Origin of the sequence: Microbacterium phosphatis, assembly GCF_049177115.1 — a bacterium.
In the GTDB taxonomy this organism is placed as follows: domain Bacteria; phylum Actinomycetota; class Actinomycetes; order Actinomycetales; family Microbacteriaceae; genus Microbacterium; species Microbacterium phosphatis.
The window spans coordinates 1828626-1848643 of sequence record NZ_CP185370.1 but is presented as its reverse complement, the minus strand read 5'-3'; the positions used below and the strand labels follow the sequence as shown (position 1 = coordinate 1848643).

At 70.5% G+C, this 20018-nt stretch carries 16 protein-coding genes; 10 read left to right on the top strand and 6 right to left on the bottom strand.

The window, feature by feature from the left end:
* The first annotated feature begins 42 nt into the window (after positions 1-42).
* From uvrA to ACOKGD_RS08805, 10 genes are all read left to right on the top strand, one after another.
* A complete protein-coding gene (gene uvrA / locus ACOKGD_RS08850; RefSeq protein ID WP_342334546.1) occupies positions 43-2946 on the top strand; it encodes an excinuclease ABC subunit UvrA in 2904 nt (967 codons plus the stop codon).
* Complete coding sequence (uvrC, locus tag ACOKGD_RS08845; RefSeq protein ID WP_342334547.1) at positions 2946-4874, top strand: excinuclease ABC subunit UvrC; 1929 nt, start codon at positions 2946-2948, stop codon at positions 4872-4874. The genes uvrA and uvrC overlap by 1 nt, the downstream gene beginning before the upstream one ends.
* A 10-nt stretch (positions 4875-4884) precedes the next feature.
* Positions 4885-5778, top strand: a complete 894-nt coding sequence (gene rapZ, locus ACOKGD_RS08840) for an RNase adapter RapZ (protein ID WP_342334548.1) — start codon at positions 4885-4887, stop codon at positions 5776-5778.
* Between the two features lie 130 nt (positions 5779-5908).
* Positions 5909-6880 (top strand): DNA-binding protein WhiA, encoded by a 972-nt coding sequence (whiA, locus tag ACOKGD_RS08835; protein ID WP_342334549.1) that lies wholly within the window; start codon positions 5909-5911, stop codon positions 6878-6880.
* 186 nt (positions 6881-7066) lie between these two features.
* Complete coding sequence (locus ACOKGD_RS08830; protein ID WP_342334550.1) at positions 7067-7693, top strand: superoxide dismutase; 627 nt, start codon at positions 7067-7069, stop codon at positions 7691-7693.
* 98 nt (positions 7694-7791) lie between these two features.
* A complete protein-coding gene (gene gap, locus ACOKGD_RS08825) occupies positions 7792-8799 on the top strand; it encodes a type I glyceraldehyde-3-phosphate dehydrogenase (protein ID WP_342334551.1) in 1008 nt (335 codons plus the stop codon).
* 107 nt (positions 8800-8906) lie between these two features.
* Positions 8907-10118 carry a phosphoglycerate kinase gene (locus ACOKGD_RS08820; RefSeq protein WP_342334552.1) on the top strand — a complete coding sequence of 404 codons (1212 nt, stop codon included), beginning with the start codon at positions 8907-8909 and terminating at the stop codon, positions 10116-10118.
* A complete protein-coding gene (gene tpiA / locus ACOKGD_RS08815) occupies positions 10112-10921 on the top strand; it encodes a triose-phosphate isomerase (RefSeq protein WP_342334553.1) in 810 nt (269 codons plus the stop codon). Before ACOKGD_RS08820 ends, tpiA begins: the two co-directional genes overlap by 7 nt.
* 116 nt (positions 10922-11037) lie before the next feature.
* On the top strand, positions 11038-11286 hold the full coding sequence (gene secG, locus ACOKGD_RS08810) for a preprotein translocase subunit SecG (protein ID WP_208500102.1): 249 nt from the start codon (positions 11038-11040) through the stop codon (positions 11284-11286).
* 1 nt (position 11287) lies between these two features.
* Positions 11288-11641, top strand: coding sequence for an RNA polymerase-binding protein RbpA (locus ACOKGD_RS08805; RefSeq protein WP_342334554.1), 354 nt, complete (start codon positions 11288-11290; stop codon positions 11639-11641).
* Positions 11642-11714: 73 nt separating this feature from the next.
* On the opposite strand, the gene pgl is transcribed toward ACOKGD_RS08805, so the two are convergent.
* Genes pgl through tkt form a run of 6 tightly spaced genes read right to left on the bottom strand, consistent with a single transcriptional unit; the run spans position 11715 to position 19779 of the window.
* Complete coding sequence (pgl, locus tag ACOKGD_RS08800; protein ID WP_342334555.1) at positions 11715-12482, bottom strand: 6-phosphogluconolactonase; 768 nt, start codon at positions 12480-12482, stop codon at positions 11715-11717.
* Positions 12479-13417, bottom strand: coding sequence for a glucose-6-phosphate dehydrogenase assembly protein OpcA (locus ACOKGD_RS08795; RefSeq protein ID WP_342334556.1), 939 nt, complete (start codon positions 13415-13417; stop codon positions 12479-12481). The genes pgl and ACOKGD_RS08795 overlap by 4 nt, the downstream gene beginning before the upstream one ends.
* Positions 13414-14955 (bottom strand): glucose-6-phosphate dehydrogenase, encoded by a 1542-nt coding sequence (gene zwf, locus ACOKGD_RS08790; RefSeq protein ID WP_342334557.1) that lies wholly within the window; start codon positions 14953-14955, stop codon positions 13414-13416. Before zwf ends, ACOKGD_RS08795 begins: the two co-directional genes overlap by 4 nt.
* Positions 14952-16565: a glucose-6-phosphate isomerase gene (locus ACOKGD_RS08785; RefSeq protein ID WP_342334558.1), complete on the bottom strand. Its 1614-nt coding sequence runs from the start codon at positions 16563-16565 to the stop codon at positions 14952-14954. The genes zwf and ACOKGD_RS08785 overlap by 4 nt, the downstream gene beginning before the upstream one ends.
* Entirely contained in the window at positions 16562-17686 is a 1125-nt protein-coding gene (gene tal, locus ACOKGD_RS08780) for a transaldolase (protein WP_342334559.1), read from the bottom strand. The genes ACOKGD_RS08785 and tal overlap by 4 nt, the downstream gene beginning before the upstream one ends.
* A complete protein-coding gene (tkt, locus tag ACOKGD_RS08775) occupies positions 17683-19779 on the bottom strand; it encodes a transketolase (protein WP_342334560.1) in 2097 nt (698 codons plus the stop codon). Before tkt ends, tal begins: the two co-directional genes overlap by 4 nt.
* Between the last annotated feature and the right edge of the window lie 239 nt (positions 19780-20018).

Genomic DNA, 20018 nt, shown 5'->3' with positions numbered 1-20018 from the left:
AACAAAGATCCAGATGTCGGTGGCCGCACCTAGACTGGTGGGGTGCCGATCGTCCCTGTCTCCAGCCCCGGAAAGATCAGTGTCCGCGGTGCCCGCGTCCACAATCTGAAGAACGTCGACCTCGAGATCCCACGCGATTCGATGGTCGTGTTCACGGGCCTCTCGGGCTCCGGCAAGTCGAGCCTCGCCTTCGACACCATCTTCGCCGAGGGCCAGCGCCGCTACGTCGAGTCGCTGAGCGCGTACGCCCGCCAGTTCCTCGGGCAGGTCGATCGACCGGATGTCGACTTCATCGAGGGCCTGAGCCCGGCGGTGTCGATCGACCAGAAGTCGACCAACCGCAACCCGCGGTCGACGGTCGGCACGATCACCGAGATCTACGACTACATGCGCCTCCTGTGGGCGCGCATCGGCGTGCCCCACTGCCCGCAGTGCGGCGAGCGGATCCAGCGCCAGACCGTGCAGCAGATCGCCGATCAGCTCAACGAGCTGCCGGAGGGCACCCGCTATCAGGTGGTCGCGCCCATCGTCAGCCAGAAGAAGGGCGAGTTCGTCGACCTCTTCAAGGAGCTCGGGGCGAAGGGCTACTCGCGCGCCATCGTCGACGGCGACCTGATCCAGCTCGCCGAGCCGCCCGTGCTCAAGAAGAGCTACAAGCACGACATCTCGGTCGTGATCGATCGCCTCGTCTCGCGCGAGAACATGCTCGGACGCATCACCGACTCCGTCGAGACCGCGCTGGGCCTCGCGGGTGGCGTGCTGCAGGTCAACTTCGTCGACGAGGAGGGGGAGGACGCCTGGCAGTCGTTCTCCGAGAAGCTCTCGTGCCCGAACGGTCACGCGCTGCAGCTGACCGAGATCGAGCCCCGCACCTTCTCGTTCAACGCGCCCTTCGGCGCCTGCCCGGCGTGCTCGGGTCTCGGCACCCGCATGTCGGTCGACACCGAGCTCATGCTCGGCGACGAGGACCTCTCGATCCGCGAGGGCGTCATCGTCCCGTGGACGACCCAGGGCAAGGGCCTCTTCCAGTACTACGAGCGCCTGCTCGTCGGCCTGGCGCATGACCTGAACTTCTCGCTCGACACCCCGTGGCGCGCCCTCCCGCAGGACGTCAAGGACGCGGTGCTGCTGGGCGAGGGATACAACGTCAACGTCCGCTACAAGAACCGGTGGGGCCGCGAGGTCCGCTATGCGAGCGGGTTCGAGGGCGTCGTCCCCTACATCGAGCGTCAGTGGTCGCAGGCCGAGAGCGACGCTCAGCGCCAGCGCTGGTCCGAGTACCTCCGCGAGGTGCCGTGCCCCGTGTGCGACGGCGACCGCCTGAAGCCCGAGGTGCTCGCGGTGAAGGTGCACGACCGCTCGATCGCCGAGGTGTCGCACCTCAGCCTCGAGGATGCGCGCGGCTTCATGGACCTGCTCACGCTCACCGACCGCGAGGCGCACATCGCCGCGCAGGTGCTGCGCGAGATCCGCGTCCGTCTCGACTTCCTCATCCGCGTCGGCCTGAACTATCTGACGCTCAGCCGCGCCGCGGGGTCGCTCTCGGGCGGCGAGGCGCAGCGCATCCGCCTGGCCACCCAGATCGGCACCGGCCTCACGGGCGTGCTGTACGTGCTCGACGAGCCGTCGATCGGCCTGCATCAGCGCGACAACCGCCGCCTCATCGAGACCCTCGTCACGCTCCGCGACCTCGGCAACACGCTGGTCGTCGTCGAGCACGACGAGGAGACGATCGAGGCGGCCGACTGGATCGTCGACATCGGGCCGGGCGCCGGAGAGGGCGGCGGCGAGGTCGTGCACTCCGGCCCGTACGCGGAGCTGCTGGCCGACGAGGCGTCGATCACGGGCGACTACCTGGCCAAGCGCCGCGAGATCCCCACACCGAAGAAGCGCCGCAAGATCGATCGCAAGCGCACCATCTCGGTCGTGGGCGCCCGCGAGAACAACCTCCGCGACGTCACGGCGGAGTTCCCGCTCGGCGTCCTGACCGCCGTCACCGGCGTCAGCGGGTCGGGCAAGTCGACGCTCGTGAACGACATCCTGTACGAGGTGCTCGCCACCCGCCTGAACGGCGCCCGCCGCGTCGCCGGCAAGCACACCCGCGTCACCGGTCTCGACCAGCTCGACAAGGTGGTGCACGTCGACCAGGCGCCCATCGGGCGCACGCCGCGATCGAACCCGGCCACCTACACCGGCGTCTTCGACCGGATCCGCAATCTCTTCGCCGAGACCCCCGAGGCGAAGGTGCGCGGCTACCAGGCCGGTCGCTTCAGCTTCAACGTCAAGGGCGGCCGCTGCGAGGCCTGCTCGGGCGACGGCACGCTGAAGATCGAGATGAACTTCCTGCCCGACGTCTACGTCGACTGCGAGGTCTGCCACGGCAAGCGGTACAACCGCGACACCCTGCAGGTGCACTACAAGGGCAAGAACATCGCCGAGGTGCTCGAGATGTCGATCGCCGAGGCGGCCGAGTTCTTCGAGCCGATCCAGGCGATCCACCGCTACATGAAGACACTCGTCGACGTGGGCCTCGGCTACGTGCGCCTCGGCCAGTCGGCCACAACGCTCTCGGGCGGCGAGGCGCAGCGCGTCAAGCTGGCCACCGAGCTCCAGCGTCGCAGCAACGGACGCAGCATCTACGTGCTCGACGAGCCCACCACGGGTCTGCACTTCGAGGACGTCCGTCGTCTGCTCGAGGTGCTGAACAGCCTCGTCGACAAGGGCAACACCGTCATCGTGATCGAGCACAACCTCGACGTCATCAAGTCGGCCGACTGGATCATCGACCTCGGCCCCGAGGGCGGCTCCGGCGGCGGTCAGATCATCGCGACGGGCACCCCGGAGCAGGTGGCGAAGGTCGAGGCCAGTCATACCGGCGCCTTCCTCGCCGAGGTGCTGGGCGTGCGCGAGCGGGAGACCGAGGCGCGGGCCCGCAAGGCGGGCTGATGCGCGCGCAGCTCGCCTACAAGCCCAAGCCGGGGGAGATCCCGACCAACCCGGGCGTGTATCGCTTCCGCGATGCCCAGGGGCGGGTCCTCTACGTCGGCAAGGCGAAGAACCTGCGGCAGCGACTGTCGAACTACTTCGCGTCGCTGCACACGCTGCACGAACGCACGCGCCGGATGGTGACGACCGCCGCATCGGTGGAGTGGACCGTCGTGCCGACGGACGTCGACTCGCTGCAACTCGAGTACCAGTGGATCAAGGAGTTCGATCCGCCCTTCAACGTCCGGTACAAGGACGACAAGTCGTATCCCTTCATGGCGATCACGCTCGCCGACGAGGCCCCGCGCGTCATCGTGACGCGCAACCACCGCATCCCGGGAGCGAAGTACTTCGGGCCCTACCCGAAGGTGTGGGCGGTGCACGACACCATCGACCTGATGGTCAAGGTGTTCCCGATCCGCACCTGCAGCGACGCGTCGTACAAGCGCGCCATGCAGACGGGCCGGCCCTGCTTCCCCGGCCAGATCGGCAAGTGCGGCGGCCCCTGCTCCCAGCGCGTGACGATCGAGGAGCACCGTGCGATGGTCGGCGACTTCATCGCCTTCATGCAGGGAGGCGACGAGCGCTTCACGCGCGACCTCACCGCGCGCATGAAGGCGGCCGCCGCCGCCATGGACTACGAGCAGGCGGCGATCCTGCGCGACCGGCTCACCTCCATCCAGGCGGTGCTCAACAAGAGCGCCCTCGTGCTGCCCGCCGACGAGGATGCCGACCTGTTCGGCATCGCCGAGGACGAGCTGTCGGCCGCTGTGCAGCACTTCGTGATCCGCGGCGGGCGTGTGCGCGGCGTCAGCTCGACCACCCTCGACAAGGAGCTCGACATCTCGGGCGGAGAGCTCGTCGACCAGATCCTGCAGCGCGAGTACGGCGACGCCGCACCCGCCGATGTGCCCCGGCGGGTGCTGGTGCCGACGCTGCCGCCCGACGTGGGCGACCTCGAGCTGTGGCTGCGCGAGCGCCGGGGCAAGGCCGTCGAGATCGCCGTGGCCCAGCGCGGTCAGCGCGCCGAGCTGCTGCGCAACGCCACCCTGAACGCGCAGCAGGCGCTCCTGCGCCATAAGACCCGCCGCACCAGCGACTACGTCGCCCGCACCCAGGCGCTGAGTGACCTGCAGGAGGCCCTCGGCATGAGCGAGGCGCCGCTGCGCATCGAGTGCTTCGACATCTCGCATCTGCAGGGCACCAACGTGGTCGGCTCGATGGTGGTGTTCGAGGACGGCCTGCCGCGCAAGGACCAGTACCGCTCGTTCTCCATCCCGCACACGACCGACGACACCGACTCGATCCACCAGGTGCTCACGCGCCGGCTCGCGCACCTCGACCGGCCCGAGGAGACCGAGCAGCCCGCGCCGGACCCGACCGACGGCGACGTTGTGGTCGGGGCCGAGGCCAAGCCCCGCCGGCGCTTCGCCTATCCGCCGCAGCTGCTGATCGTCGACGGCGGCCGGCCGCAGGTCGAGGCGGCGGCCCGGGCCCTGCGCGAGACGGGCCACGAGGAGATCGCGCTGTGCGGCATCGCCAAGCGCCTCGAGGAGATCTGGCTGCCCGGCGACGACTACCCGGTGATCCTGCCGCGCACCAGCGAGGCGCTCTACCTGGTGCAGCGCCTGCGCGACGAGGCGCACCGCTTCGCGATCACGCATCAGCGGCGCAAGCGCAAGCGCGACATCCGCAGCGTGCTGAGCGAGGTCCCGGGCCTGGGGGAGGCGCGGATCAAGCTGCTCCTGCGCCACTTCGGCTCGGTCTCGGCGCTGAGGGCCGCGACCGCGGAGCAGATCGAGGAGCTCCCGGGGATCGGCCCGAAGCTCGCCGCGACCGTGATCGAGCACCTGAGAAGCGACACCCGGGAGACCGGCGTCACGGCCTAGGCTGGGAGTGATGATCGACGAGCGCGGAACGGACCCGACCAGCGGCACCGGCGAGGTGCTGATCGTCACCGGCATGTCCGGGGCGGGCAGGTCGACGGTCGCCAACGCCCTCGAGGATCTCGACTGGTACGTCGTCGACAACCTCCCGCCGCAGATGCTGCGCCCGCTGCTCGATCTCTCGGGCCGCCTGGGCGACAACCTCCCGCGCGTGGCGGCGGTCGTGGACGTGCGCGGGCGCGACCTGTTCGCGGAGCTTCCCGCCGAGGCCCAGGCGATCCGCGGCAGCAGCAACCTGCGGGTGCTCTTCCTCGACGCCTCCGACGAGGTGCTCGTGCGCCGGTTCGAGGCCGTCCGCCGCCCGCATCCGCTGCAGGGCAACGGCACCCTCGTCGACGGCATCCACCGCGAGCGCAGCCTGCTGGCCTCGCTGCGCGAGAGCGCCGATCTGGTGATCGACACCTCGCGCTTCAACATCCACCAGCTCGCCACCCGAGTGGCCGACCTGTTCGCCGACACCGAGGCGCCCGCCCACATCGTCACGCTGCAGAGCTTCGGCTTCAAGTACGGGGTTCCGCCGGACGCCGATCTCGTCGCCGACATGCGCTTCCTCCCGAACCCGTTCTGGATCGACGAGCTGCGCGGCCACACGGGGGAGGACCCGCAGGTCAGCGAGTACGTGCTCGCCCAGGAGGGCGCATCCGAGTTCCTCGATGCCTACGCCGAGGCCCTCAAGCCCGTGCTGGCGGGCTATCAGCGCGAGAACAAGCGCCACTCGACCGTCGCCGTCGGCTGCACCGGCGGCAAGCACCGCTCGGTCGCCATGACGATCGCGCTCGCCGAGCGCCTCAAGGATCTGCCGGGCGTCGCCGTGCGGCTGCGCCACCGCGACCTCGGCCGCGAGTAGACGGAGCCGTCGACCTAGCGCCTTCGGCTGGGAAGTCGCTCCCCGTCTCCGGGCGGCGCCCGCACCTCGCCAGGTAGGCTGAATCTTCGCGCCGGGAGTGGCGCGCGCAGTCTGTGAAGTAGGGAGAACGGTGTCTCTGACCGCCGATGTCAAGGCCGAACTGGTCGCTATCCGCGACCCGCGACCGACGGTGCGCGTCGCCGAGCTGACCGCGCTGCTGCGGTTCGCCGGTGGGCTGCACTCGATCGCCGGACGCGTGGCGGTCGAGGCCGAGGTCGACACCCCGGATCTCGCGCGCCGCACCGCGCGCGACATCGCCGAGATCTACGGCGTGCGTCCCGAGCTGGCCCGCATCCAGGGCTCCGGCAGCCGCGAGGGCGAGTACTTCGCCGTGCGCGTGGTCGACGGCGGCGAGACGCTCGCGCGCCAGACGGGCCTCCTCGACATTCGCCGCCGCCCGGTCCGCGGCCTGCCGAACAAGCTGACGACCGGATCGCGCGACGACCTCGCCGCCGTCTGGCGCGGGGCGTTCCTCGCCTCCGGCAGCCTGTCCGAGCCCGGTCGTTCCGCCTCCCTCGAGGTCGCCTGCCCGACCGGCGAGGCGGGCATGGCGCTGGTGGGTGCCGCGCACCGCATCGGCGTCGCCGCCAAGGCGCGCGAGGTCCGCGGCGTGCCGCGGGTCGTGATCCGCGAGGCCGAGGCCATCCGCGGCATGCTGCTCGCGATCGGCGCGACCCAGACGGCCGCCGAGTGGGACCAGCTGCGCCAGCGCCGCGAGGTCCGCGCCGGCGTCAACCGCCTCGTGAACTTCGACGACGCCAACCTGCGCCGTTCGGCCCAGGCCGCCGTCGCCGCGTGCGCCCGCGTCGAGCGCGCGCTCGAGATCCTCGGCGAGGAGGTGCCCGCTCACCTCAAGCAGGCGGGCGAGCTGCGCCTCGCGCACCGCGACGCCAGCCTCGACGAGCTCGGCCACCACGCCGAGCCCCCGCTGACCAAGGACGCCGTCGCCGGCCGCATCCGCCGTCTGCTCGCGATGGCCGACAAGCGCGCCGAGCAGGACGGTGTGCCCGGCACCGAGGCCGCGGTTCCCGCCGGCTCCTGACGACCTCGCGGCTGTCCGCCGCACACCGCCCCGTCCGATCCACCGCGATCGGGCGGGGCGGTTCGCGTAACGCGGCATCCCGTGGGCGCTCCTCGTCACTAGGATGAGAAGGGTCCGGTCCCGTTGCGCGAGCGACGCGGAGGTACACACAGATAGCGCCGGCAGCCCGGCGCGGATGGGAACATCATGGCTGTCTACACCCTCCCCGACCTGCCGTACGACTTCGCGGCGCTCGAGCCGCACATCAGCGGCAAGATCATGGAGCTGCACCACGACAAGCACCACGCCGCCTACGTCGCCGGTGCCAACACGGCGCTCGAGCAGCTCGGCGCCGCGCGTGAGAGCGGCGACTTCGCCAACGTGAACAAGCTCGAGAAGGACCTCGCGTTCCACCTCGGCGGTCACACCAACCACACCATCTTCTGGAACAACCTGTCGCCCAACGGCGGGGGAGAGCCCGAGGGCGAGCTGGCCGCGGCGATCGCCGACCAGTTCGGCTCGTTCGCCGCGTTCCAGGCGCACTTCGCCGCGGTGGCCAACGGCATCCAGGGCTCGGGCTGGTCCGTGCTCGCCTGGGATGCGATCGGTCAGCGCCTCTCGATCTTCCAGCTCTTCGACCAGCAGGCCAACGTGCCGCTGGGCGTCACGCCGCTTCTTATGCTCGACATGTGGGAGCACGCCTTCTACCTCGACTACCTCAACGTGAAGGCCGAGTACGTCAAGGCGTTCTGGAACATCGCCAACTGGCAGGATGTCGCCGCCCGCTTCGACGCCGCCCGCACCAAGACCGCCGGACTGCTCGTCGCCGGCTGACAGACGGTCCAGGTTCCGGCGGGGTGCGTGCCCGCCGGAACACCCCGTCCCCACCAAACCGCGCGCACCCCGCGCGCATGACCTACAGGAGACCATCAGTGTCCGTCAGGATCGGAATCAACGGCTTCGGCCGCATCGGCCGCAACTTCGTCCGTGCCGCGCTCTCGCAGGGTGCCGACATCGAGATCGTCGGTATCAACGACCTCACCGACAACAAGGCGCTCGCGCAGCTTCTCAAGTACGACTCGGTCGGCGGACCGCTCGGCAAGGAGATCACCTACGACGAGCAGTCGATCACCGTCGACGGCAAGGTCATCAAGGCCTTCGCCGAGCGCGACCCCAAGGCCCTGCCGTGGGGCGAGATCGGCGCCGACATCGTCATCGAGTCGACCGGTCGCTTCACGAAGCCCGACGACGCCGCGTCGCACATCGCCGCCGGCGCCAAGAAGGTCCTCATCTCGGCGCCCGCCTCGGGCCCGGCCCCCACGTTCGTCATGGGCGTGAACGAGGACAAGTACAACGCGGAGAGCGACCACGTCATCTCGAACGCGTCGTGCACCACCAACGCCCTCGCCCCCCTCGCCAAGGTGTTCAACGACGCCTTCGGCATCGAGCGCGGCTTCATGATGACGGCGCACGCCTACACGGCCGACCAGAACCTCCAGGACGGCCCGCACAGCGACCTGCGTCGCGCCCGCGCCGCCGCCATCAACATCGTCCCGGCCTCGACCGGTGCCGCCAAGGCCATCGGCCTCGTGCTGCCCGAGCTGAACGGCAAGCTCTCGGGCTCGTCGTACCGCGTGCCGGTGCCCACGGGCTCGATCGTCGACCTGACGATCATCACCAAGGACGGCCTCACGGTCGACGAGATCAACGCCGCCTACCAGGCCGCCGCGTCCGAGGGTCGCCTCAACGGCATCCTGCAGTTCTCGGCCGACCCGCTGGTCTCGAGCGACATCCAGCTCAACCAGCACTCGTCGATCTTCGACTCGGGTCTGACCAACGTCGACGGCAACCTCGCCAAGGTGTCGGCCTGGTACGACAACGAGTGGGGCTACTCGAACCGCCTCGTCGACCTCGCGGAGTACGTGGGCGCGCAGCTCTGAGCTGAGCACCCCCGCGACGCACGTCGTCGCGAAGGCCCGTCGGCACCGGATCACTCCGGATGTCGGCGGGCCTTCGCCGTATCCCGGCGCGCGGTAGAGTCGACACGATGTCTCTGCGAACTCTCGATTCCCTCGGTTCGGTCGCCGGCAAGCGCGTCATCGTGCGCTGCGACCTCAACGTCCCCCTGAAGGACGGCTCCATCACGGACGACGGCCGCGTGCGCGCCTCGCTCCCGACCCTCAACGCCCTGATCAACGCGGGCGCCCGCGTGGTGGTCGTCTCGCACCTGGGCCGCCCGGAGGGCGCGCCCGACGCGAAGTACAGCCTCGAGCCGGTCGCCCAGCGCCTCTCGGAGCTGCTCGGCAAGCCGGTCTCCTTCGCGCGCGACACCGTCGGCGAGTCGGCCCAGGAGGCCGTCGCCGCCCTCGAGGACGGCGACATCGCCGTGCTCGAGAACCTGCGCTTCAACGCGGGCGAGACCGCCAAGGACGACGCCGAGCGCGGCGCCTTCGCGCAGCAGCTCGCCGCCCTCGGCGATGTGCTCGTCTCGGACGGCTTCGGCGTGGTCCACCGCAAGCAGGCGAGTGTCTACGACCTCGCCCAGCTGCTGCCGAGCGCGGCTGGCCTGCTGATCGCCACCGAGCTCGATGTGCTCGACCGCCTCACCGAGAAGCCGGAGCGCCCGTACACGGTGGTCCTCGGCGGATCGAAGGTCTCCGACAAGCTCGGCGTCATCGACCACCTCCTCCCGCGCGTCGACCGCATCCTGATCGGCGGCGGCATGCTCTTCACGTTCCTGGCCGCCCTCGGCCACAAGGTGGGTGCGAGCCTGCTCGAGGCCGACCAGATCGAGACCGCGAAGGCGTACATCGACACGGCGGCCGAGAAGGGCGTCGAGCTGGTCCTGCCGACCGACATCGTCGTCGCCTCGAAGTTCGGCGCCGACGCGGAGCACGTTGTGACCGCGGCCGACGGGATCGAGGACACCCCCTTCGGTGCGTCCGGTCTCGGCCTCGACATCGGCCCCGACACCGCCGCGGCCTTCGCCGAGGCGATCCGCGGCTCGAAGACCGTGTTCTGGAACGGCCCCATGGGCGTGTTCGAGCTCGCGCCCTTCGCGGCCGGCACGAAGGCGGTCGCCGCGGCGCTCACGGAGGTCGACGGCCTCAGCGTCGTCGGCGGCGGCGACTCGGCCGCGGCCGTGCGTCAGCTCGGCTTCGCCGATGACGCGTTCGGTCACATCTCGACCGGTGGAGGCGCGAGCCTCGAGTTCCTCGAAGGCAAGAAGCTCCCCGGACTGGAGGTCCTCGGATGGTAACCGCAGACAACTCGGCCCCCCGCACGCGCACCCCGCTGATCGCGGGCAACTGGAAGATGAACCTCGACCACCTCCAGGCGGTCGCGTTCGTCCAGAAGCTGCACTGGACGCTGAAGGACGCCAAGCACGACGACGGATCGGTCGACGTCACCGTCTTCCCGCCGTTCACCGACCTGCGCAGCGTGCAGACGCTGATCGACGCCGACAAGATCCCCTTCGGTCTCGGCGCGCAGGATCTCTCGGTGCACGACTCCGGCGCGTACACGGGCGAGATCTCGGGCGCGTTCCTGAAGCGGCTCGACGCCGGATCGGTCATCATCGGCCACTCGGAGCGTCGCGAATACCACTCCGAGGGCGACGACATCGTGGCCGCCAAGGTCAAGGCGGCGCTCAAGCACGAGCTCGTCCCGGTCATCTGCGTCGGCGAGACGGCGGAGGACCTCGAGAAGCACGGCGCCAGCGCGGTGCCGGTCGGTCAGCTCGAGGTCGCCCTCGACGGCGTCGCCTCCGACGCCGAGATCGTGGTGGCCTATGAGCCGGTCTGGGCCATCGGCTCGGGCCAGGCGGCCACCCCGGAGCAGGCCCAGGAGGTCTGCGCCAAGCTGCGCGACGTCATCAAGGCCAAGCTCGGCGACGACGCGGCCGCACGCACGCGGGTGCTCTACGGCGGCTCGGTGAAGTCCTCGAACATCGCCAGCTTCATGCGCCAGCCCGACGTCGACGGTGCCCTCGTCGGAGGCGCCAGCCTCGTGGCCGAGGAGTTCGCGGCGATCATCCGCTTCCAGAAGCACGTCGGCGTCTGAGCGCCTGAGCCCCTGGGGCGACCACCCCGTCGCGTGAGCTTCCGGCTCCGCGGCGGGGTCTCACTTATACTGGAGTTCGTGTGGGCGCTCCGCCCGCACCCACGAAAGGCTTCTGCGTGCAGATCATCGAATTCATCCTGCAGGTGCTGCTGGGCATCACCAGCCTGCTCCTGACGTTGCTGATCCTGCTTCACAAGGGTCGCGGCGGCGGTCTGTCGGACATGTTCGGCGGCGGCATGTCGCAGGCGATGGGCTCGTCGGGCCTGGCCGAGCGCAACCTCAACATCATCACGATCGTCCTCGCGCTCGTGTGGTTCTTCTCCATCGTCGGCCTCGGCCTCGTCACGAAGTTCCAGGTGATCTGAGATGGCTGTCGGAGGAAACGCGATCCGTGGCACCCGAGTGGGCTCCGGCCCGATGGGTGAGCAGGACCACGGCCACCACACCGAGCGCGTCGCGGTGAGCTACTGGGACGGCCTCGGCAACGAGACGGTCCGCTACTACGCCGCCGGCCTGCCGGAGGAGGAGATCCCGGAGACGGTCGATCACCCGCACTCGGGCCTGCCCGCCGGGCGCGACAAGGAGAACCCGCCGGCCGTGGCGAAGAACGAGCCGTACAAGACGCACCTCGCCTACGTGAAGGAGCGCCGCACGGACGACGAGGCGGAGGAGCTGCTGGGCGAGGCCCTGCAGAAGCTCCGCGAGAAGCGCGGCCAGTAACGCCCGCATGAGGAAAGCCCCCGCCGAAAGGCGGGGGCTTTTCTCATCTGCGGCCAGCGGCCGGGCGTGAGCGTCAGTAGTCCGGGTCGATGAGATCGTCGGGGACGTCGGACGCCGCGTCCTGGTCGACGAACACGACCGTGTCGCCGGTACCGGCGGCGCCGCCCGCGGGGACGCTCGTGATGCCGGCGCCCGCCAGCATCAGCCCGAGGGCCGAGGCCTTGTCCGATCCGGCGACGACCATCCAGATGTCGGCCGACGCGTTGATCACCGGGAGCGTGAACGTGACACGCTCGGGCGGCGGCTTCGGCGACTCGCGGACGGCGAGCACCGCGGCGTCGGTCACCAGCACCTCGTCGTGGTCCGGGAACAGCGACGCGATGTGCCCGTCGGGGCCCACACCGAGGAAGCACACGTCGAACGACGGCCAGGCGCGGCCCTCGACGCCGAAGCGCGCGAGCTCCGCGGCGTAGGCGACCGCCGCCTCGTCGAGCGACAGGTCGTCGTCGGACGCGGCCGGCTCATGGATGTTCTCCGCCGGGATGGCGATGTGATCCAGGAGCGCCGCACGCGCCTGCCCGGCGTTGCGCTCCGGATCGGCGCGCGGCACGAATCGCTCGTCGCTCCACCAGAAGTGCACAAGCGACCAGTCGATGTTCGGGGCCCAGCCGTGCTGCGCCACGGAGGCGAGCACGGCCGAGCCCATCGAACCGCCCGTGAGGGAGACGTGCACGGCACGCCCCTCCTGCGTGAGCTGGGCGAGGCGACCGACGAATCGGTTCGCCACGCCCTCGGCCAGCTGCGCCTTGTCGGGCAGCACGACCACACGACGCTCGGTCACGCGGACTCCTGCGGCGCGGACAGACGCGACCAGCCCTCGCTGATCACGCGCCCGTACAGCGTGTCGGGGTCGAGGCGACGCAGCTCCTCCGCGAGGCACTCGCGCAGCGAGCGACGGGGGAGGTGCAGCTCGTGGTGCGGCTGGCCCGGCTGCGTGAGCAGCGCGAGCGACTCGTCCGAGCGCTCGAGCGTGATGTCGCCGCTCGCCCGGGTGAGACGCACCGAGTGGATGCCGTGATCCCAGACCGACGGCTCCTCGTACTGCCAGTCGACCGGGAGATCGAGCGCCATGCCGAGCCAGGCGGCCAGCAGCGCGGTCGACGGGGAGGTCGACGCGCCGCGGACCGAGACGGCCGTGACGGGCTCGAACGGCGGCTGGTCGAGCACCGCGGCGAGCTGCTCGCGCCAGTGCGTCAGACGCGTCCAGGCGAGGTCAGTGTCACCGGGGCGGTACGCGCCGTCCAGCTTCGCGAGAAGCTCGGACGGAACGGCCGCGGTCGACGAGTCGGTGATCCGGCGCTGCGCGAGGCGACCGAGCGCCGAGGCACCCGGGTTCTCGGGAGCATCGGTCGGCCACCAGGCCACGACCGGGGCGTCGGGCAGGAGGAGACCGGTCAGCAGCGTGAGCTCGTTGCTCGCGGCCTTCCCCGTCGCCTCGAGCACGATGACCTCGGACGCACCGGCGTGCGATCCCACACGGATCTGCGCGTCGAGACGCGCCTCTCCCGAGGGGTCGGTGACGAGCACGATGACGCGCATCGGGTGCTCGCGGGAGGCGTCGTTCGCCGCCTCGATGGCCGCCTCCTCGAAGCCCTTGTCGGACTTGATGACGAGGGTGAGCACACGACCGAGGGCGACGGCGCCGCCCTCTTCGCGCGTGTTGACGAGCTGACGTGCCACCTTGCTGACGGTGGTGTCGGGCAGATCGATGATCACGGGCGCCTCCAGACGCGGCCGTCGCGGGCAAGGAGCTCATCGGCCGAGGCCGGACCCCACGAGCCGGGGTCGTACTGCTCGAGCGGCCCACCCTGCTCGGCCCAGAACTTCTCGACCGGGTCGAGGATCTGCCACGAGAGGTCGACCTCCTCGTGACGCGGGAACAGGGGCGGGTCGCCGAGGAGGACGTCCAGGATCAGACGCTCGTACGCCTCCGGGCTGGCCTCGGTGAAGGCGTGACCGTAGCCGAAGTCCATGGTCACGTCGCGCACCTGGGTGCCGTAGCCGGGGACCTTCGACCCGAAGCGGATCGTGACGCCCTCGTCCGGCTGGACGCGGATCACGAGCGCGTTCTGGCCGAGCTCCGAGGTCTGCCCGAACAGGTGCTCGGGCGCCTTGTTGAACACGACGGCGATCTCGGTCACGCGACGGCCCAGGCGCTTGCCGGACCGCACGTAGAACGGCACGCCCGCCCAGCGGCGGGTGTTGATCTCGAGCTTGATCGCGGCGTACGTCTCGGTCGAGGACTCGGGGTTCATCCCGTCCTCGTCGAGGAAGCCGATGACCTCCTCGCCGCCCTGCCAGCCGCCCGCGTACTGACCGCGTGCGGTCGCGAGCGAGAGGTCGTCGGGCAGGCGGACCGCGGCCAGGACCTTCTCCTTCTCGGCCCGGAGGTGATCCGCCGAGAGCGAGATGGGCTCCTCCATCGCGGTGAGCGCGAGGAGCTGCAGGAGGTGGTTCTGGATGACGTCGCGGGCGGCGCCCACACCGTCGTAGTACCCCGCACGACCGCCCACGCCGATGTCCTCGGCCATGGTGATCTGCACGTGGTCGACGTAGTTGCGGTTCCAGATCGGCTCGTAGAGCTCGTTCGCGAAGCGCAGGGCCAGGATGTTCTGGACCGTCTCCTTGCCGAGGTAGTGGTCGATCCGGAAGATCGCGTCGGCCGGGAACGCCGCCTCGAGGGCGTTGTTCAGCTCACGCGCGGTGGCCTGATCGTTGCCGAACGGCTTCTCGATCACCACACGACGCCACCGGTCGTCCTCCGGCTTGTCGTCCACGAGGCCCGAGTCCAGCAGCTGCTGGGCGACCACGGGGAACGCCTTCGGCGGGATGGACAGGTAGAACGCGTGGTTCCCCATGGTGCCGCGCTCGACGTCCAGGCGGTCGACGGTCTCCCGCAGGCGGCGGAACGCCTCGGGGTCGTCGAACTCGCCCTGCACAAAGCGGATGCCCTGCTGCAGCTGCTGCCACGTCTCCTCGCGGAACTCGGTGCGCGCGTGCTGCTTGACGGCGTCGCGCACCACCTCCGCGAAGTCCTGGTCCTCCCAGTCGCGCCGGGCGAAGCCCACCAGCGCGAAGCCGGGGGGCAGGAGGCCGCGGTTGGCGAGGTCGTAGACCGCCGGCATGAGCTTCTTGCGCGACAGGTCGCCCGTCACACCGAAGATCACCAGCGCGCTGGGCCCCGCGATGCGGTTGAGGCGGCGGTCGGCCGGGTCGCGCAGGGGATTGGCGCCCCGCGCGACCTCGACCGTCACTGCGCCGCCTCGAACAGGGCGAGAACCTCGGTCTGCGGGTCCGTGAGCGTGAGAGTGACCACCGGGCGGCCCGCGGCGCTCAGCACCGCGGCGTCACCGGCGGCCTGCGCCTCGATCAGCTGACCGAACGTGAACGGGCGCTCGGGGATCTCGACGTCGACCTCGGTGCGCTCCGTGATCTGCAGGAACACGCCCTGCGCCGGACCGCCCTTGTGGTACTGGCCGGTCGAGTGCAGGAAGCGGGGGCCCCAGCCGAAGGTGGTGGGTCGACCGGAGTCCGCCGCCACCATCTCGCGCAGACCCTGCAGCTGCGGGACCTCGAGGCGGTCGACGTACGCCTGGATCGACACGTAGCCGTCCTCGGCGAGCGTCGCCCACAGTGCGTCGAGCACACCCTGCACCGTGCCGCTGGCGGCGAGGGCCGGGTCGCTCACGCGGACCTCGACGCCCGCCTCGACGAACGCCGGGGCGGTGGGCTCGGGGCGCGCGTCGAGCAGGCCGCGAGCGGCGACCTTCGCCGACTCCACGTCGGGCTGGTCGAACGGGTTGATGCCGAGCAGGCGGCCGGCGATCGCCGTCGCGTACTCCCACACCACCAGCTGCGCGCCGAGCGAGCCGCTGACGACGATCTCGCCCGGGTGACGGTGCGCGACCTCGTCGGCGTCGTCCACGATGCGGACGATCTGGAGGTCGGCCGGCTTCGACTCGAGCTCCGGCGAGACGGGCAGCAGGACGACGGGCAGGATGCCCGTGCCGAGCTTGCCGGTCGACTCGGCGATGAGCTGCTCGATCCAGTCCGGCAGGCCCACGATGTGCGTGCCGTCCGTGATCAGGCCGAGCTTGTCGCGGCGGCCGGTGCCGTCCGGCGTCCGCGTGGCGGCGATGGCCGCGGCGAGGACGAGGGCGGGGTTCTCCGGAGCGTCGATCGCGACCTCCAGGAGCGAGGCCTCGGCCTCGTCGAGGAGCTCGTCGATGTCGGCGCCGGCGAGGCCCGAGGGCACGAGGCCGAAGGCCGTGAGCGCCGAGTAGCGGCCGCCCACCTGGGGGTCCGCGTTGAAGACGCGGTAGCCGGCGGCGCGCGCCGACTCGTCCAGCGGCGAACCGGGGTCGGTGACGACGATGATGCGCTCGGTCGGGTCGATGCCGAGGTCGCGGAATGCGGCCTCGAACGCCCGGCGCTGCGAGTCGGTCTCGACCGTCGAACCGGACTTGGACGACACGACGAGCGCCGTGCGGTGCAGATCGCCGTCGAGCGCGGCCAGCACCTGACCGGGCGCCGTCGAGTCGAGGATCGTCAGCTCGACGCCCGCGGTCTGCGTGATGACCTCGGGGGCGAGCGACGATCCGCCCATGCCGCCGAGCACGAAGCGGTCGACGCCCTTGGCCGCGAGCTCGTCGCGGAGAGCGAGGATCTCGGGGACCAGGGGACGCGAGACCGAGACCGCCTGGATCCAGCCGAGACGGATCGAGGCCTCGGCCTCTGCCTCGGGGCCCCACAGCGTGGGGTCGAGGTTCGTCAGGCTGGAGGCGACGAGCTCGTCGATCAGGACCGGCAGCTGCTCTGCGACCGCGGCCTCGGCATCACCCGAGACGCGGATCGAGAACGTCATGCGTCCGATCCCTTCGCGCTCTCGAGTGCGCCGGCCACGGTGGCCTGGAGGTCGTGCCACGAGGCGATGAACTTCTCGACGCCCTCGTCCTCGAGCGTCTGCGTCACGTCGGCGAAGTCGATGCCGAGCTCGGCCAGCTTCGCGAACAGGGCGTGCGCCTCGGCGTACGCGCCGGTGACGGTGTCGCCCGTGACCTCGGCGTGGTCGAAGGTCGCGTCGAGCGTCTTCTCCGGCATGGTGTTGACCGTGCCGGCGGCGGCGAGGCCGGTGACGTACAGGGTGTCGGGGAGCGACGGGTCCTTGACGCCGGTCGAGGCCCACAGCGGGCGCTGCACGTTGGCGCCGGCGGCCACCAGGTCGGTGGCGCGCGACTCGGCGAAGCGCTGCTCGTAGAGCTCGTAGGCGAGACGCGCGTTGGCGAGTCCGGCCTGCGAGGTGAGGGCCTTGGCCTCGTCGGTGCCCAGCGCCGTGAGGCGCTTGTCGACCTCGGTGTCCACGCGCGACACGAAGAACGAGGCGACCGAGTGGATCTTCGACAGGTCGAGGCCCGCCTCGCGAGCCTGCTCGAGGCCGGCGAGGTACGCGTCGATGACGTCGGAGTAGCGCTCGAGCGAGAAGATCAGCGTGACGTTGACGCTGATGCCCGCGCCGATCGTCGCGGTGATGGCGGGCAGGCCCGCCTTCGTCGCGGGGATCTTGATGAGGACGTTCTCGCGGTCGACCGCGGCGTAGAGCTCCTTGGCCTGGGCGATGGTGCCCTCGGTGTCGTGGGCGAGGTCGGGGGAGACCTCGATCGACACGCGGCCGTCGACGCCGCCCGTGGCGTCGTAGACCGGGCGGAAGATGTCGCACGCGTCGCGGACGTCGGCGGTGGTGATCGCGAAGATCGCGTCATCGGCCGAGGCGCCGGCGTTGGCCTGCGCCGCGACGGCGTCCTCGTAGCCGATGTGGGCGGTGATCGCGCCCTGGAAGATCGTCGGGTTGGTGGTGACACCGGTGACGTTCTTCTCGGCGATCAGCTGCGCGAGGTTGCCCGAGGTGATGCGCGAGCGCGAGAGGTCGTCGAGCCAGATGCTCACGCCCTGAGCGGCGAGGGCGGCGGTGGGGGTGGTGGTGCTCATGCGTTCTCCTTGATGGTCTCGCGAGCCGCGGCGACCACGGCCTCGGCGGTGAAGCCGAACTTCTCGAACAGGGTCTTGTAGTCGGCCGACGCGCCGAAGTGGTCGATCGCGATGGTGCGGCCCGTGGAGCCGGCGATCGCGTGCCACGACAGGGCCGAGCCGGCCTCGACGGTGACGCGCGCCGTGACGGCGGCGGGGATGACCGACTCGCGGTACGCCTCGTCCTGCTCGGCGAACCACTCGAGCGAGGGGGCCGACACGACGCGGGCGTTGACACCCTCGGCGGCCAGGGTCTCGCGGGCCGCGACGGCCAGCTGAACCTCGGAGCCGGTGGCGATCAGGATCACGTCCGGGGTGCCGTTGGGAGCCTCGGCCAGGACGTAGGCGCCCTTGGCCGCCAGCTTGGCCGAGCCGAAGACGTCGCCCGAGGCCTCGCCGTCGCCGCGCGCGAACACCGGGATGTTCTGACGCGTGAGCGCGATGCCGGCGGGGCCGCCCTGGCGCTTGAGCATCTCGAGCCACACGACGGCCGTCTCGTTCGCGTCCGCGGGGCGGACGATGGCGAGGTTCGGGATCGCGCGGAGCGTCGCGAGCTGCTCGATCGGCTGGTGGGTGGGGCCGTCCTCGCCGAGGGCGACGGAGTCGTGCGTCCAGACGAAGATGGTCGGGATGTCCATCAGCGCGGCCAGGCGCACCGGGGGGCGCATGTAGTCGCTGAAGATCAGGAAGGTGCCGCCGAAGGCGCGCGTCTTGCCGTGCAGGACGATGCCGTTGAGGATCGAGCCCATCGCGTGCTCGCGGATGCCGAAGTGCAGCACGCGGCCGTAGGGGCTGCCGTTCCACTCGTGGGTCGACCACTCGGCCGGGATGAAGGACTTGGCGCCCTTGATCGTGGTGAGGTTCGACTCGGCGAGGTCGGCCGAGCCGCCCCACAGCTCGGGGAGCTGCTCGGCCAGGGCGTTGATGACCTGACCCGACGCGGCGCGCGTCGAGACGTCCTTGCCCGCCTCGAAGACCGGCAGGGCGGCCTCGATGTCGGCGGGGAGCTCGCCGGCCTCGAGGCGGTCCCAGAGGGCCTTGCGCTCGGGGTTGGCGGCGGCCCAGGCGTCGAACTTCGCCTGCCACTCGGCCTTGTCGGCGGCGGCGCGCTCGGCGAGGCCGCGCGTGTGCGCGATCACGTCGTCGGCGACGGCGAAGCTCTGCTCGGGGTCGAAGCCGAGCACCTTCTTGGTGGCGGCCAGCTCGTCGGCGCCGAGGGCGGAGCCGTGGATCTTGCCGGTGTTCTGCTTGCTGGGGGCCGGGTAGCCGATGACCGTCTTGAGGATGATCAGCGAGGGCTTCGCGGTCTCGGCCTTGGCGGCCTCGATGGCGGCGTAGAGGGCGGGGACGTCCTCGACGTACTCGCCGTCCTGCTTCCAGTCGACGACCTGGACATCCCAGCCGTAGGCCTCGTAACGGGCCTTGACGTCCTCGGTGAAGGCGACGTTGGTGTCGTCCTCGATCGAGATCTGGTTGGAGTCGTAGATCGCGATGAGGTTGCCCAGCTGCTGGTGGCCCGCGAGCGAGCCGGCCTCGCTGGTGACACCCTCCTGGAGGTCGCCGTCGCCGGCGATCACATAGATGTGGTGGTCGAAGGGGCTCTCGCCCGCCGGGGTCTCCGGGTCGAACAGGCCGCGCTCGTAGCGCGCCGCGTAGGCGAAGCCGACCGACGAGGCCAGGCCCTGGCCGAGGGGGCCGGTGGTGATCTCGACGCCGTCGGTGTGGCCGTACTCCGGGTGGCCCGGGGTCAGCGAGCCCCAGGTGCGGAGTGCCTTCAGGTCGTCGAGCTCGAGGCCGAAGCCGCCGAGGTAGAGCTGCACGTACTGCGTGAGCGACGAGTGACCGGCGGACAGGATGAAGCGGTCGCGACCGGCCCAGTTCGTGTCCGTCGGGTCGTGGCGCAGCACGCGCTGGTACAGCAGGTAGGCCGCGGGAGCCAGGCTCATCGCCGTCCCGGGGTGGCCGTTGCCGACCTTCTCCACGGCGTCCGCCGCAAGGATGCGGGCCGTGTCCACAGCGCGCTTGTCGATCTCGTCCCAACGCAGTTCCGTCACCGGATCGCCTTTCAGTGGTGGGGTGTCACGCCGGCGCGGTGCTGATCGGATCGTGGATCTCGGGAGGCACGCGTCACGGGCGCGGGTGTTTTCCCAGCATACCGCCGGGGCAGGCCCGCCAAGGCGGCCCATGACGGAGCGTGACAGGGCTCTTGACGCCGTCTGCAACGGCACCGTGACGTCTGTGTATCCGCTCGCTCACGGCGCGCCGCGGGCGGTGGTGAGGCGGTGCGGGGCCC

What these genes read in the sequence shown, in the direction of transcription:
- uvrC (WP_342334547.1), top strand. Translation starts at nt 2,946, where the DNA reads ATGCGCGCGCAGCTCGCCTACAAGCCCAAGCCGGGGGAGATCCCGACC.
- rapZ (WP_342334548.1), top strand. Translation starts at nt 4,885, where the DNA reads ATGATCGACGAGCGCGGAACGGACCCGACCAGCGGCACCGGCGAGGTG.
- ACOKGD_RS08830 (WP_342334550.1), top strand. Translation starts at nt 7,067, where the DNA reads ATGGCTGTCTACACCCTCCCCGACCTGCCGTACGACTTCGCGGCGCTC.
- ACOKGD_RS08820 (WP_342334552.1), top strand. Translation starts at nt 8,907, where the DNA reads ATGTCTCTGCGAACTCTCGATTCCCTCGGTTCGGTCGCCGGCAAGCGC.
- tpiA (WP_342334553.1), top strand. Translation starts at nt 10,112, where the DNA reads ATGGTAACCGCAGACAACTCGGCCCCCCGCACGCGCACCCCGCTGATC.
- ACOKGD_RS08805 (WP_342334554.1), top strand. Translation starts at nt 11,288, where the DNA reads ATGGCTGTCGGAGGAAACGCGATCCGTGGCACCCGAGTGGGCTCCGGC.
- ACOKGD_RS08785 (WP_342334558.1), bottom strand. Translation starts at nt 16,565, where the DNA reads ATGACGTTCTCGATCCGCGTCTCGGGTGATGCCGAGGCCGCGGTCGCA.
- tal (WP_342334559.1), bottom strand. Translation starts at nt 17,686, where the DNA reads ATGAGCACCACCACCCCCACCGCCGCCCTCGCCGCTCAGGGCGTGAGC.